Origin of the sequence: Streptomyces sp. NPDC058195 (assembly GCF_042883525.1) — a bacterium.
Lineage (GTDB): Bacteria > Actinomycetota > Actinomycetes > Streptomycetales > Streptomycetaceae > Streptomyces.
The window spans coordinates 76917-90382 of sequence record NZ_JBHVVM010000025.1; the positions used below are offsets into that span (position 1 = coordinate 76917).

The 13466-nt window shown below is 72.9% G+C and carries 12 protein-coding genes; 1 reads left to right on the forward strand and 11 read right to left on the reverse strand.

Annotated features, from left to right (window positions below):
* Positions 1-227 precede the first annotated feature (227 nt).
* The 6 genes from ACFVWY_RS26855 to ACFVWY_RS26880 form a co-directional block, all read right to left on the reverse strand.
* Positions 228-1244, reverse strand: coding sequence for a carbon-nitrogen hydrolase family protein (locus ACFVWY_RS26855; RefSeq protein WP_389876958.1), 1017 nt, complete (start codon positions 1242-1244; stop codon positions 228-230).
* A 590-nt stretch (positions 1245-1834) separates the two neighbouring features.
* Positions 1835-2716, reverse strand: a complete 882-nt coding sequence (locus ACFVWY_RS26860; RefSeq protein ID WP_389876959.1) for a hypothetical protein — start codon at positions 2714-2716, stop codon at positions 1835-1837.
* A 206-nt stretch (positions 2717-2922) separates the two neighbouring features.
* Positions 2923-3834, reverse strand: coding sequence for an aminoglycoside phosphotransferase family protein (locus tag ACFVWY_RS26865; protein WP_389876960.1), 912 nt, complete (start codon positions 3832-3834; stop codon positions 2923-2925).
* Between the two features lie 153 nt (positions 3835-3987).
* Positions 3988-4623: a response regulator gene (locus tag ACFVWY_RS26870; protein WP_389877024.1), complete on the reverse strand. Its 636-nt coding sequence runs from the start codon at positions 4621-4623 to the stop codon at positions 3988-3990.
* Positions 4623-5828 (reverse strand): sensor histidine kinase, encoded by a 1206-nt coding sequence (locus ACFVWY_RS26875; protein WP_389876962.1) that lies wholly within the window; start codon positions 5826-5828, stop codon positions 4623-4625. Before ACFVWY_RS26875 ends, ACFVWY_RS26870 begins: the two co-directional genes overlap by 1 nt.
* Before the next feature lie 59 nt (positions 5829-5887).
* Positions 5888-6553 (reverse strand): DedA family protein, encoded by a 666-nt coding sequence (locus ACFVWY_RS26880; protein WP_389876963.1) that lies wholly within the window; start codon positions 6551-6553, stop codon positions 5888-5890.
* A 324-nt stretch (positions 6554-6877) separates the two neighbouring features.
* Here ACFVWY_RS26880 and ACFVWY_RS26885 point away from each other — a divergent pair, with 324 nt between their 5' ends.
* On the forward strand, positions 6878-8098 hold the full coding sequence (locus ACFVWY_RS26885) for a hypothetical protein (protein ID WP_389876965.1): 1221 nt from the start codon (positions 6878-6880) through the stop codon (positions 8096-8098).
* A gap of 138 nt (positions 8099-8236) precedes the next feature.
* Here the strand turns inward: ACFVWY_RS26885 and ACFVWY_RS26890 are convergent, their stop codons facing one another.
* From ACFVWY_RS26890 to ACFVWY_RS26910, 5 genes are all read right to left on the reverse strand, one after another.
* Positions 8237-9193, reverse strand: coding sequence for a LuxR C-terminal-related transcriptional regulator (locus ACFVWY_RS26890; protein ID WP_389876967.1), 957 nt, complete (start codon positions 9191-9193; stop codon positions 8237-8239).
* Between the two features lie 367 nt (positions 9194-9560).
* On the reverse strand, positions 9561-9941 hold the full coding sequence (locus tag ACFVWY_RS26895) for a hypothetical protein (protein ID WP_389876969.1): 381 nt from the start codon (positions 9939-9941) through the stop codon (positions 9561-9563).
* A 314-nt stretch (positions 9942-10255) separates the two neighbouring features.
* A complete protein-coding gene (locus ACFVWY_RS26900) occupies positions 10256-10924 on the reverse strand; it encodes a DUF402 domain-containing protein (RefSeq protein ID WP_389876971.1) in 669 nt (222 codons plus the stop codon).
* Positions 10921-11598, reverse strand: a complete 678-nt coding sequence (locus ACFVWY_RS26905) for a class I SAM-dependent methyltransferase (protein WP_389876973.1) — start codon at positions 11596-11598, stop codon at positions 10921-10923. Before ACFVWY_RS26905 ends, ACFVWY_RS26900 begins: the two co-directional genes overlap by 4 nt.
* 372 nt (positions 11599-11970) lie before the next feature.
* Entirely contained in the window at positions 11971-13380 is a 1410-nt protein-coding gene (locus ACFVWY_RS26910; RefSeq protein WP_389876974.1) for an aminopeptidase P family protein, read from the reverse strand.
* Positions 13381-13466: the final 86 nt, after the last annotated feature.

Sequence of the window (13466 nt, forward strand, 5' to 3'; positions counted from 1 at the left end):
CCGGCCGGTGGTCCGGGCGGGCGGTCCGGGCGGGATGGGTGGCCCCGGGCGGGTGGGCCCCCTTTCGTTCCTGGCCGTCCGCGGCAGCCCCGCGGCCGTCCGGGAAACGGCCCCGCGGGGCCGCCTCGGCGTGCCTGGTGCGGGGCCGTCCTCGTACTGCCCGGCGCTCCCTCAGCACCCCGTTCCTCCGATGCGGCGCCGCGGGTCTGCGGATGTGCGCTGTCGTGTCAGAAGGCGGCTGTGCGGTCCTGGCTGCGCGGGTCGGTCACCCGGTGTCCGGTGTGGATGCCCGCGCGTGACTCACGGCGCCAGGGCCGTGCGTAGGCCACGGACGCGGCGGCAAAGGCGGAGCTGTCGTCGAGGTGGGCGACGGTCACCGACGGCGAGCCGTCCACGGGGCAGCGTGCCAGCCAGTCGCCGCCGGGTGCGACGATGCCGGACGGTGCGGTGGCGCTGTGCTGGGTGGGCACGGACAGGCTGACCCAGTAGCCGTTGGCCGCGGCGTGGCCCTGGGCCTGGGCGGCGGCGTTGCCCGGGGAGACCCCGGTCGTGGAGAGCAGGACGCAGTCGGCGTCCAGCGTCTCGTACTGTGCGAACAGTTCCGGGTAGTGGATCTCCATGCCGAGCAGGCAGCCGAAGCGCACGCCGTCGACATCGAAGGTCACCGGCGAGATGCCCGGCGCGTACAGGTACGAGAGTTTGGTCCTGGACAGCAGGCGCTCGTCGTAACGCGTGACGACCGTGCCCCGGTCGGAGATGACGTAGAGGCTGTTGTGCGGGCGGTTCGGTCCGGTCAGGCGGTGGACGGACGGGATCACCGTCCACAGCCGCAGTTCGCGGGCCAGCCGGGCGATCGCCGCGAGTTCCGACCGGAGCACCGGCCACTGGCAGCGGTCCCAGTCCGCCGGGCCGGCCGTGTCCGGGCCGTCGGCGGACATGACGTACTTGCCGGGGAAGCAGAGCGCGCCTTCGGGAAAGTGCACGATCCTCGCCCCCCGCGCACCGGCCTCGCGCATCAGGGAGCGGACCTCGCGGCCGCTCGCACGCAGTGCTCCGGCGTCCTGGGGGTCCTCACGTACGGGGGTCTGCGCCACGGCGAGCCGCACACTCCCGGGGCTGTCCGCGTCCGTACCGGCGTCCGCCGAAGGGGCCGGGCGCAGGTTCCGGAGGGCGGAGGTGTAGGACTCACCGGTCCTGGCGGCGCGGGCGCGCACCTGGCGCTTGAAGTTCTTACGGGTGGTCATCGCTGCCTTCCGCGCCTTGGACGACGGCTCCCCCAGCGGCCTCGCCCGAGGCGGTCGGACTGCGGCAACGGCCTGAGACACTGGTCCCTTTGCCTCCGGTGGGAGACCGTGCTGGGGACGGTCGCGGGAGGTTCGGCGTAGGCCACGCAGTGGGTCATCATGCCGTCGTGCGCAGGCTCCGTCAACATCCTGCGGGCGGGGGCGGGGGTGTGTCCGGGGGCGCCGGGCGGGCTGGGGCCCGTGACGGACGAAGCGGCCTGGCGGCCCGGCGTGTGGGCGGCGCTGCCTGAGGGGCCGGAGCCTTCCAGGCCGCTGTGCGAGCGGCGGTCGCACGGGCGTGCTCTCCATCCGGCCGTGCCGGACGGCCTCCTCTCCCGGCTCCCGGGCGTGGCGCACCGCCCGCTGCGGCACACCCCCTGCCCCCGGCTGCCGTCGAGGCGGCCCCCGGCCGGGACAGCGACGAGGAGGTACGCCGCCGGTCCCCCGGCTGTCCCCGGCCGGTGCCCGGCGCTGCCCGGCGCTGCCCGGCACCGTCATGGAGCGGATGGTCCGCCGCGTCCCGCCCCGCTTCCGTCCAGAGCGGTGCCGGTTCAGCCGTTCCGGGTGTAGTGCTGCAGGTAGAGGAAGATCGACTTCCAGCCCGATCCCACGTTGACGATGTGCAGCTGGCCGCCCGAGGGGCCGAAGTCCCAGGCGGCGATGCCCTGGACCTCGTCCCCGGGCTCCACGTCCTGGTGGAACTCGTAGGCGACCCGACCGGAGGCGGGGTCGACCGAGTAGACGGACTTCGCCTTGTCGTCGACGGAGGCGTAGAGCCTGCCCTGCCACATCGCGGCGCCCTGGATCCGGCTCAGGGGCTGCGACAGCTTCACGGTCCGCGCCACGGGAAGCGTCGAGCCGGACGGCAGGTTCAGCAGGTCGTCGAGGCGGTAGGCGACGAGCTTGTCCGTGCCCTGTGCGGCGTCGTGGTCCCAGGGCGAGGTGTAGACCAGCCCGGCCGCGGCATCCACCGCGACCCACGGCACCCCTCCCGGCATCTGCGCGAGGGGCAGGTGCACATAGCGGCCGGTGTAGCTCAGGTCACCGGCGCTGTACAGCGCCAGCAGCGGGTGCTGGTAGCCCTTGCCGCCGTCCTCGACCGGGGCGATCACGTAGCCGCCGTAGTACTCCACGTCGCCTATGTGGTCGCTGCCGTACGTCCCGCTCAGGTCCCAGGGGATCGGGGCTATCGACGACGCGGTCTCGGAGTCGCCGGCGGCGGTGGCCTTCACCATTCCGCCGGGTCCGGCGTAGTAGAAGTACGTTCCGTCCGTCGCGACGCCCTGTCCGCGCTCCAGCGCGTTGAATCCGGTCCACCGCTCGTAGTGCGCGGTCCGCGTCCAGGCCGTCGCGGCCATGGCGGGAGACGCCGCGCTCCCGATGAGTGTCGCGGCCGCGACTCCAGCGACCGCCGAGATCCTGCCCAGCTTCATCCGGTCCCGCTCTCCCTCTGTTCTGCTGTGCAGAACGCTGTTTTCACAGGCGAGTGGATTACAGCAGCGGCGGACGAGGACCGTCAACACGCCCTGGGTGAAGGCTTGTTGGTGTTTTCGCCGGTGGCTTGCGGCGTTCCGCCGGGGTGGCCGGAGCTGCCCGACGGTACGGCGCTGTCGTGACGGAGCGCTGGAGGGTGCCGGGGTCAGGACGCCGGCCGCCGGTGTTCGGCGAGGACTTCGTCGATGATCCGGCGGTTTGCGGCGGCCTTGGCCGGGTCCGTGTCGATGCAGTCGACCAGGAGCAGCACGGCCTTCCACAGGGCCCAGCCGCGTGCCCTGGCCCAGGTCTCTTCGTCCTGGGCCACGGTGGCGCGGAAGGCCGCGCGGCTCTCGTCCGAGAACATGCCCCACGCGATCACCAGGTCGCAGGCGGGGTCACCGACGCCGCAGGTGCCGAAGTCGATGACGGCGCTCAGCCTCCCGTGGTCCACGAGCAGGTTGCCCTGCGAGATGTCGCCGTGGAACCACACCGGCCGTCCGGTCCAGCGGGCGGCGAGTGCCGCTTCCCAGACCTCCCCGGCGAGTCTGGTGTCGATCCGTCCCCTGAGCAGGTCCAGGCAGTGGCGGGTCTCGTCGTCGTAGGACGCGGGAGGGGTGCCGCGGTACCAGCTGTGCTCTCCGGCGACGGGGCCGCCGGTGGTGTCGCACCGTTGCAGGGCGAGGATGAACTCCCCCACGGAGACGGCGAACCGGCTCAGGTCATCGACGCGCCCGGGTGCGGCGGTCTCGCCGTCCAGCCAGCCGCGCACCGACCAGGGGTACGGGTAGCCCTCGCCGGGCCTGCCCTTGGCCAGGACCGGGGGGACGGCGACCGGGAGGTGCGGGGCGAGCCGGGGCAGCCACCCGTGTTCCTTGCCGACGGCGGGGACGTATCCGGCCGCGGTAGGCAGCCGGGCGGTCATCGTGCCGCCAAGGCGGTAGGTCCGGTTGTCCCAGCCGTCGACGGGCACGGGGGCCACTGGCAGTCCGTCCCACTGCGGGAACTGCGCGCGGATCAGGCGCCGTACCAGATCCGCGGTGATTCCGGCGCGGCCGTCGGGCGGGTTCGTGAGCATCGTGGGGCTGTCCTTCCGGCGGCCGTACGGCCGCTGCGGGGCGGCGGGCTTTGTCCCAGAGTAGGGAGCCGGGGCGGCTGACGGTGCGGTGTGACGGCGGCTCTGGGACTGGCACAGGGGTGCGGGCGACGCCGCGTGCAGGTGCCGGAAACCCTAGGACTCCAGGTAGCGCAGCACCGCCAGGATACGGCGGTTGTAGCCGGTGGTGCGGGTGAGTTCGAGCTTGTCGAAGACCGCGTTGAGGTTCTTCTCGACCGTGCTCGTCGAGATGTGCAGCTTCTGCGAGATGGCCGCGTTGGTGTGTCCCTGGACCAGCTCTTCGAGGACGCTGCGCTCGCGCGGGGTGAGCCGGGCCAGCGGGTCGCTGTGCGTGGTGCGGAACACCAGCTGGCGTACGACTTCGGGGTCGATGACGACTCCGCCCGCGTCGATGCGTCTGAGCGCGTCGAGGAATTCCCCGACCTGTGCCACCCGGTCCTTGAGCAGGTAGCCGGTCCGTTCCGCGTCCTCGGACAGCAGCTGGGTGGCGTAGGCGCGTTCGACGTGCTGGGACAGCACCAGGACGCCGACGCGGGGGTGGTTCCCGCGGATCTCGACGGCCGCGCGCAGCCCTTCGTCGGTGTGGGTGGGCGGCATGCGGATGTCCACGACGACCATGTCCGGGGGTGACTCCTGGACCTTTCGCAGCAGGGTCTCCCCGTCGCCCACCGCTGCCAGGACGTCGTGTCCTTCTTCGGTGAGCAGGCGGACGAGTCCTTCCCGCAGGAGGGTCGAGTCCTCGGCCAGCATTACCCGCACGGCAGCTCCGCGACGATCGTGGTGGGGCCCCCTTGGGGGCTGTGGACGCGGAGGCGGCCGTCGAGCGCGCCGACCCGGCCGGCCAGTCCGGTCAGGCCGTTGCCCGCGGGGTTCGCGCCGCCGGTGCCGTCGTCCTCGATCCGGACGGCGAGGACGTCCGCGTGCCGGTGCACGCTGACGAGGACCGTGTCCGCCCCCGAGTGCTTGGCGGCGTTGGTCACTGCCTCGGAGACGACGAAGTAGGCGGCGGTCTCGACGGACGGCGGCAGTGCCTCGATGGCGGCGAGGTCCATCCGGATGGGGAGGGAGCACCGTTCGGCGACCCCGCCCAGTGCCTCCCGCAGTCCCAGGGTGTCCAGGGCGGTCGGGTAGACCCGCCATGCCACCTCGCGCAGTTCGGTGAGGACCTCCTGCGACTCCTGGTGTGCCTGCAGCAGCAGTGCGTCGGCCTGCTCGGGGGTACGGCCCCGGCGGGCCCGGCCGAGCAGCATGGCCAGGGCCACCAGGCGTTGCTGGACGCCGTCGTGGAGGTCCCGCTCGATGCGGCGGCGCTCGGTGTCGACGGCGCGCAGCACCGCGGCCCGGCTGGTGGCCAGCTCGTCGATGCGCTGGCGGAGCAGTTCCCGTTCGCAGGGGCCGAAGCACTCCCGGGCCAGACGTGAGTCGAGCGCTTCCAGGAAGAGCAGTCCCTGTACGTCGAGGAAGAGCAGGACCCCGCCGAGCAGTGCCTGGGCGGGCAGTTCCCCCCAGCGCAGTGTGCCGCGGACGGCGCCGACGAGGAGCAGACCGGCCAGGGCCGCGCCGACGGCGAGCAGACCGGCCACGACGCCGGTGAGCAGACCGGCGCAGGTGCGGGCCGTGAGGTAGCGCAGTATCCGCTGGCCGGAGACGTGGCGGGCGGGGAAGTCGTCCCCGAAGAAGAAGGTGCGGCGCCGTCGTTCCCACCCGGCGAGGCGGCGGGCCCCGCCGGTGAGCGCGGCGAGCGCTTTCGCGCGGGTGCGGGGCCGCAGCAGCGATGGGGCGAGGGCCGCGCCGCCCGCGGCGAGGAAGAGGAGGCCGGCCAGTGCGGTGCAGCAGCCGAGGAGCAGACCGGCGGCCCGGGAAGCAGGACCGGGGCCACGTCCGCCAGGTCCGGGGCCGGGCGGGAGGTCAGGGGGAAGCCGGTGACCAGTGATGTCGACCGAATCCCCCCGCACGGGCAGCGAGCCTAGCCGGGCCGTGCGGCAGGGGCAAAGCGGCCCGGGTTCACCGGTTCTCACGCGGAACGGCGGTGCTGGGGAGAGGAGTTGCGGGAGCGCACCCGGATCACCAGGTACAGCGCCAGGGCCGCGCCGGCCAGGACCAGTACGGCCTTGCTGAGGACGCCGACGTAGGTCTCGACGGTGTCCCACCGGTCGCCCAGCCAGTAGCCCGCCATGACCAGTGCCGTGTTCCAGACCAGGCTCCCGAGGGTGGTCAGCAGCAGGAAGACGGGCAGGGGCATGCGTTCCAGTCCTGCGGGCACCGAGATGAGGCTGCGGAAGACGGGCACCATCCGCCCGAAGAAGACCGCCTTGGTGCCGTGCCTGGCGAACCACCGCTCCGTGCGTTCCAGGTCGGACGTCTTGACCAGCGGCAGTGCGGACCAGATGGCGTACATGCGCGCACGGCCGAACAGCACGCCGGTCCAGTAGAGGAGCGCGGCACCGGCCACCGAGCCGAGGGTGGTCCAGAACAGCGCGGACGCCAGGGTGATGACGCCCCGGCCCGCCGCGAATCCGGTCAGCGGCAGGATCACTTCGCTGGGCAGCGGCGGGAAGAGGTTCTCCAGGGCGATGGCGAGGCCTGCCCCGGGGCCGCCCAGGGCGTCCACGAGACCGGCCGCCCACCCCGCGATGCCGTCGGCGGGCTCGTGGGGCAGGGCCAGGGCGGTGAGGTTCACAGGGATCTCCAGGCTGGGAACGGTGCCGCGGCGGCTGCCGCGGTCCGTTCAGCACGCTAGGAAACCCAGGTCCGCGCCGGTACGCGGATTGCCGCCGGGCCTGCGGGGGTTGTCCGTACCTCCTCCCTGCGGAAAACCGCGGAGTCCGGTGTTCCGGCCGGGCCCCGGCGGCGCGGATCCGGGCGGCGGGCCGCCGACGAGGTTGTCAGGTTCCAGACATGCCGGTTTCGGACAGTGACCGACTGTTCTTGATCAGGTAGCCGTGCTTACAGACTGAGCGTCGCCCTTGGGTGCCTTGTCCGGGCGCCCTCGAAAGGAGACCTCGTGAAGAAGACCCTGTCTGTGGCAGCGAGCCTGGCCATCGCCGCGACCTGCGGTTTCGGCATGGCGCTTCCCGCGCACGCCGCTGACGCGACCGGCGTCACGACCGCGGCGGACCGGTCGGCGCAGTCCTCCCTCGACACCTCCTCCATGGACCCGCAGCACCGGGCTGTCGTCGACCGGATCCTGGCGAAGCTGCCCGCCGACTGGGAGGCGCGCCTCAATGCCGCGAAGGCCAAGTACGGCCTGCAGGACGGGCAGTGGCAGCAGATCCGCGACAGCGCGATCAACCCGGGCGACTACCAGTGCAGAACCACCGGCCTGTCGGAGTACGCCAACGCCCTCCTCGACGGCGCCCAGGACCCGTTGAACATCTTCATCCTCTCGCTCTTCGGCGGGTTCGACATGCCCACCTACGACGCGCTGATCTACGGCAAGGAGTCGTCGTCGGACACGTTCGGCGCCGACGGCCAGTACACCCGGCAGCTCAAGTCCGAGATGAAGAACCTCAAGCGTTTCTGGGACATCGACTCGGCGGGCATCGAGCTGATCCCCATGCACGGCGCGGATGTCTTCACCAGCTCCGACCGGCTCTCGCGCACCCTCTCCGTGCTGTACGGCGGCACGCCGCAGGAGAACCTCGGCCTGGCCGACCTGCTGATCGAGCTGGTCGGCTCCGAGCCGGTCCTCCAGGGCGGCGCCAACCCGATCTTCTCCTTCAACGCCTTCGCCTACAGCGACAAGGACGACCCGGCGCCGCTCGGCGTCACGGACCGGATCATCATGGGCGACGGCATCCTGCAGGGCATGGACAAGGTGAACCTGGGCGATGTCGCGCCGCGCGGCATCCTGGGCCATGAGTTCGGCCATCACGTCCAGTACCAGAAGAACCTCTTCGAGAGCGATCTGACCGGCCCGGAGGCCACCCGCCGCACCGAGCTGATGGCGGACGCGTTCAGCACGTACTACCTGACCCACTCCCGTGGTGAGTCGCTGAACGCCGCCCGGGTCCTGAAGTCCGAGAAGTCGTTCTACGAGGTCGGCGACTGCAGCTTCACCAGCTCCGGCCACCACGGCACGCCCGGCCAGCGTTTCAACTCGTCAAGCTGGGGGGCGAGCGTGGCCGACGAGGCGCCGAACCAGGGGCACATACTGCCCGCCCTCACGTTCGACAAGCTCTTCGAGGCCAAGCTGCCCGACCTGGTCAAGCCGGACAGCGAGTAACGGCCGCCACCACGCACGGGCGGTGAACGCCCCGGACAGGGCACAGACCGCCGGGAACCCGCGCGGGGCGGGCCGGATCACCTCCCGGCCCGCCCCGCGCGGTCACGTCCGCGCGGCCCGGAGCGGGGCGGGGCGGGGTCACAGCCAGCCGCGGCGGCTTGCCTGGATACCGAGCTGGAAGCGGGTCTTGGCGCCGAGCATCTCCTGGAGGCGGGCGATGCGCCGGGCGACGGTGCGCTCGCTCACCCCGAGTTCACGGGCGATCGACTCGTCGGTGAGCCCCGCGCTGAGGTAGCTCAGCAGCTGCCGCCCCTCGGGGGTCGCCTCGCTCTTGACCGCCTCGCCGGCCGGCGGGAGCGGAACGGCAAGCTGCCAGTACGACTCGAAGACACCGGTCAGTCCGTCCAGGAGCCCCGACGGCTGCACGACGACGCTGTGGTGTCCCGTACGGTTCGGGGCGGCGACGGAGACCACGGCGAAGCGGTCGTCGCAGACCAGGACGTTCAGCGCGACGTCGGGGAAGACCCGGGCCTGTTCTCCCCGGGCGACGCAGGCGTGGGCCACGTCCAGTGCTTTGGGATCCTGCAGGATGTTGACGCTGTACACCACCCGGTAGGCGACCCCGCGGGCCAGCGCGTCCAGTGTGCCGGGGCCGACCTCCGGCATCCGGTCGCCTCCGCCCACCGGTCCGATCGACAGCGCGCGCACCTGGGACACGGCCCCGTTGTGCACCCGCGACTGCACCTCCCCGCGCCGGTCGGAGGTGTCGACGACCTCCACGTAGCTCGCCCCGGCGGTGTGGTCGAGCCAGTACCGCGACAGGGCCGTGGCGCTCTCGTAGGCGGTCCTGGCCTGGCGCGCACGCCGCTCGGCGACCGCCTCCAGCACCGCGCGGGGCGGCTGGGCGGCCAGTCTGCCGCCCGTACGGGACACCAGGCCGATGTCGCCCAGTTCGGCGGCGGCGTCCTTGAGGCCGTCGAGCGGCACCCCGGCCAGCTCCGGCCGGCCGGTGAGCTCGGCCGGGGTCTGCGGACCCCGTTCCACGAGCGCGAGGTAGACGCTCTCCGCTCTCGCGGACAGACCGAGATCCTGCAACGGGCGCAGCGTGCGCATGTCCCCCCAAAACCGGCGGCACCGCGCGATGCCGCCCACCAGCCCCAACCCCACCCCTACGGGCTGTCATTCCGCCGAAGATCGTCGGCCAAACACCGGAGTGATCCCCCGGGGCGGGGCGGGCGGCGCGACGTGCGATGCAGGTGAAAGCACCCGTACCAGCACCTGTGGGGGCGGCGGATGTGCCCGCGGCCGGCGAGCGGCCACCGGCGGTGAGGGTATCCGGCGGCCTCGTCCGCGGGCGGCACGTGGGGGGACGCCACCGGGCGTTCCGCCGGGCGGGTTCGGTGTGCTGGTGCGGGGGCGCGGGCCGCCGGGTCCTGGTGCCCGGCGGCCCGGCGCGGCCGTGTCAGACGGCCCGGAAGCTGTACAGCGGGCCGACGCTCTTCCAGGAGTGCAGTCCCAGGGAGGGCTCGCTGTGAGCGGAGGCGCCCGTGCAGTCGCCGCTGCGGTAGAACTCCACCCGGCGGTCCGTCATGTTCACGGTGGACAGTACGCCGAACGGAGCGGTCACGCACGCGTCGCCGATGTCCTCGTACAGGGCCCACTGGCCGGTGAGGGCGCCTTCCCAGACACAGATGCTGCCCGCGACGGCGCACTGGGACGGATCCGTGCCGGTGGCCGGGCCGGTGGCCGCCGATGCCGGGCCCGGCGCGGCTCCGGCCAGCAGCAGCGCCGCGGCCAGGGCCGCGGCACCGGCCGCGGCCCGCTTCAGACCATGGATGTGCATGCCTTCTCCTCACGAGTCGGGTGATCCGTCCGATCGCGGCCAAGCCTCGCCCCCGCCCCCCGGATAATCAAGACTTCAATTAAAAGGCTGGCTGGATGGCGTGCGGACAAGCAAGGCCGAACCGGATGAGACCCGGGCGATCGGGCTGTGCGGGGAAGGCCGGTTCACGCCTGGCCCGGTGGCCGTCACGGCGGGACGGGACTCAGGCCGGCCGGTCCGCAGCGCCGCGGGCCCTCTTCACCCCCTGCGCCGCCGGATCACCGGCCCGTCCAGCGGCCCGGCCGCGCCGCGCCGGTGCCCCGCGGAACCCCGGCTCACCGGTCACGGACCCGGTCACGGGTTTCCCCCGCGGCGGGCAGGCGCGGGGGCGGCCAGGCGGGATCCCAGCGCCAGGCGCCCCACCGGTCCGCCTGCGCGAACGGCCCGGCCCTGTCCTCGACCAGGGCGAGGGCCTGGGCACGGGCGAGCTCCACCGCCCGGTGTTCGGCGTCGGTGATGATGCCCAGGCGCCGGACGTGGGCGTACTCGTCCTCGTCCTTCCAGGTGAGAGTGGTCAGTTCGGGGTCGATGACGAGGTCGACGGCCAGGTCGAAGGTGTCGAACCCGTCGCCGGTGCGGCGGGCGGGGTGCTCGAAGTTGACGTACCAGTTCCGCAGGCCTGCGGCGGTGAAGAAGGCGTTGACGCTGAACCACACCGCTGGCGGCTTCCACAGCAGCATTTCGGTCTTCTGCCAGGCCTCGGGCATGAGCTCCCACTCCCCCGCCGCCAGGGCGTCGAACGCCCCGGTGCGCACCGCGCGGTCGCCCTCGGTGCGGGCTTTGGCGTAGAGCACGGGCCAGCGGACCTGTGCTCCGGGTGCGCAGGCGGCCACCAGTGCCTCGTCGGTGTCGGAGAGGACCCGCAGGGCGTGTTCGCTCCACACCCGCCCGGAGCGGTGCACATCGCGCCGTACGACGGCCGCTCCCGCCTCGAAGCGCTTCACCGGTTCCGCAGCGGGCCGGTGGTCCGGCGGTGCGCGAGGATGATTCCGCCGCGCTTGCTCTCGGCGGAGGTGAGCGTGGTGTGCGTATCGACGGTGAAGCCCGCGTCGTCGAGCCACCCGGCCATCCGGTCGTGGCGGCGGTGATAGACGCGGACGTTCATGGGGTGCCCGCCGTAGCCCTCGGTCTTCAGCCGTTGCCCGTCCCCGGCGTGGAAGGCGAGCAGCAGTGGTCCGCCGGGCCTCAGTACGCGCCGGAAGTGTGCGAGGACCGGTCCGATCTCGTGGTCGGGTACGTGGATCAGCGTGTACCAGGCGATCAGGCCGCTCACCGACGCGTCGGGGAGGGCGAGGTCCGTCATGGAGCCGGTGTCGAACCGGAGGCCGGGGTGCTCGCGCCGGGCCACCTCGATCATGCCGGGTGACAGGTCGGTCCCGAAGGCGTCGGTGCCCAGCCGGTTCAGGTGGGCGGTGACCCTGCCCGTCCCGCAGCCCACGTCCGCGACCGGCCCGCCGCCCCGGGCACGCACCAGGCCCGCGAAGCGGGCCAGGACGTCCCGTTCCCCGGGGGCGTCGTCCAGGAGGTGGCGGGTGTGGTCCGCGTAGCTCGTGGCGACGGTGTCGTACGACGTCCGTGTGTGGTGAAGCCAGTTGTCGGTGCCCGGTCCGGTCTCCATGGGCGCAGGCTACCCAACGGCCCGCCCGGGGGCGGGCGGTGCGCGGCCCCTCGCCCGGCGGGCCGGTCGCGTGTCCTGACGGGTCGCGTCCGCCCGCCGGTCCGGTCGCGGGCGACGGTGCGGCCCGGCACGTACGGGGCCGCCGTCCACGGCTGCCCGGCGTCCACGGCGGGGGCGGTGGACGCCGGGCTGAACCGGCGGGCGGGCGCGGCCTCCTGCCGGAAGCGGACCTGGAGTTCCCCGTGCCGCGGGTGGACGGCCCGGGTCCTCCCGGCCGGGCGGGGCGGCCCGTTCCACGGCGACGGCGGCTTCACCGCCCGGCCCTCGCCACCGGCCGGCGGCCCGGCCCCCGGTACCGGGCCGCCGGTCCCCTCAGCCGGCGAACCGGGCCATCCACGCCTCGACGGCCTCGGCCGAACGCGGCAGCCCCGCCGACAGGTTCTGGTGGCCGTCCTCGGTGACGAGCAGGTCGTCCTCGATCCGGACGCCGATGCCGCGCCACTCCTCGGGCACGGTGAGGTCGTCCGGCTGGAAGTACAGGCCGGGCTCCACGGTGAGCACCATGCCCGGCTCCAGCACGCCGCCGACGTACTCCTCGTTCCTGGCCTCCGCGCAGTCGTGGACGTCGAGGCCGAGCATGTGGCCGGTGCCCGCCATGGTGAAGCGGCGCTGCAGGCCGAGCTCGTACGCGCGGTCGGCCGGGCCCTCGATGAAGCCCCACTCGACCAGCCGGGCCGCCAGGTGGCGCTGGGACGCCTCGTGGAAGTCGCGGTAGGCGGCACCCGGCTTGACCGCCGCCATGCCCGCTTCCTGGGCCTCGTACACCGCGTCGTAGACGGTGCGCTGCACGGGGGTGAAGGTGCCGCTGATGGGCAGGGTGCGGGTGACGTCGGCGGTGTAGAGCGTGTGTGTCTCCACCCCGGCGTCGAGCAGGAGCAGGTCTCCGGGGCGTACGGGGCCGTCGTTGTCCGTCCAGTGCATGATCGTGGCGTGTTCGCCCGCGGCGCAGATCGTGCCGTAGCCGACGGCGTTGCCCTCCAGGCGGGCCCGGCGGAAGAAGGTGCCCTCGATCCACCGCTCGGAGGAGGCGACCGCCCGGGAGAGTTCGCCGATCACGTCGGTGAATCCGCGCACGGTGGAGTCCACGGCCTTGCGGAGTTCGCCGATCTCCCAGTCGTCCTTGACGAGGCGGAGGCCGTCGAGCGCCTCTTCGAGTTCGGCGTCGCGTTCCTCGTCGGTGGTGACGGCGTCTTCCAGGGCCGGGTCGATGCCGCGGACGATCCGGGTCGGGGCGGCGGAGGCGGCCAGGTCCTCGGCCGCGGTGCGCACGTCCCGGCAGGGCAGCCCGAGGACGAGCTGCGCCTCGGCCAGGGAGCGGCGGCGTCCCATCCACAGCTCGGCCGTGGAGCCGGTCCAGAACTCGTTGTTGTCCCGGGAGTCGCGCGGCAGCTGGTAGCAGTAGGCGTCGTGGCCGCCGTCGGCGCGGGGTTCGAGGACGAGCGCGCCGTCCCGGGCCTGGTCGCCGGTCATGTGGACGTAGCCGGAGTACGGCCGGAAGGGGTAGGTGTCGTCGTTGGAGCGGACCTTGAGGTTTCCCGAGGGGACGACGAGGCGCTCGCCGGGAAAGCGTGCGGAGAGCGCGGCACGGCGGCGGGCCGCGTGCGGGGCCTGCTCGTCGGGGCTCAGGCCGTGCCGTTCGGTGTCCGCCCACCCGGTCCGCATCAGGGCGGACAGTTCCTCGGAGATCTCTGCGTAGAGACCGTTCTTGCGGCCTTTCGCCACGGTGTACACCTTTCTTCTCTTCCGGGTGGGGTTCATGCCGCCCGGCGGCGGTCTCCCGGACGGTAGCCGCTGACGTGTACGCCGGG

Excerpts from the sequence above, each read along its gene's own strand:
- ACFVWY_RS26860 (WP_389876959.1), bottom strand. The coding sequence starts at position 2,716 with ATGAAGCTGGGCAGGATCTCGGCGGTCGCTGGAGTCGCGGCCGCGACA.
- ACFVWY_RS26855 (WP_389876958.1), bottom strand. The coding sequence starts at position 1,244 with ATGACCACCCGTAAGAACTTCAAGCGCCAGGTGCGCGCCCGCGCCGCC.
- ACFVWY_RS26870 (WP_389877024.1), bottom strand. The coding sequence starts at position 4,623 with ATGCTGGCCGAGGACTCGACCCTCCTGCGGGAAGGACTCGTCCGCCTG.
- ACFVWY_RS26865 (WP_389876960.1), bottom strand. The coding sequence starts at position 3,834 with ATGCTCACGAACCCGCCCGACGGCCGCGCCGGAATCACCGCGGATCTG.
- ACFVWY_RS26905 (WP_389876973.1), bottom strand. The coding sequence starts at position 11,598 with ATGGAGACCGGACCGGGCACCGACAACTGGCTTCACCACACACGGACG.
- ACFVWY_RS26895 (WP_389876969.1), bottom strand. The coding sequence starts at position 9,941 with ATGCACATCCATGGTCTGAAGCGGGCCGCGGCCGGTGCCGCGGCCCTG.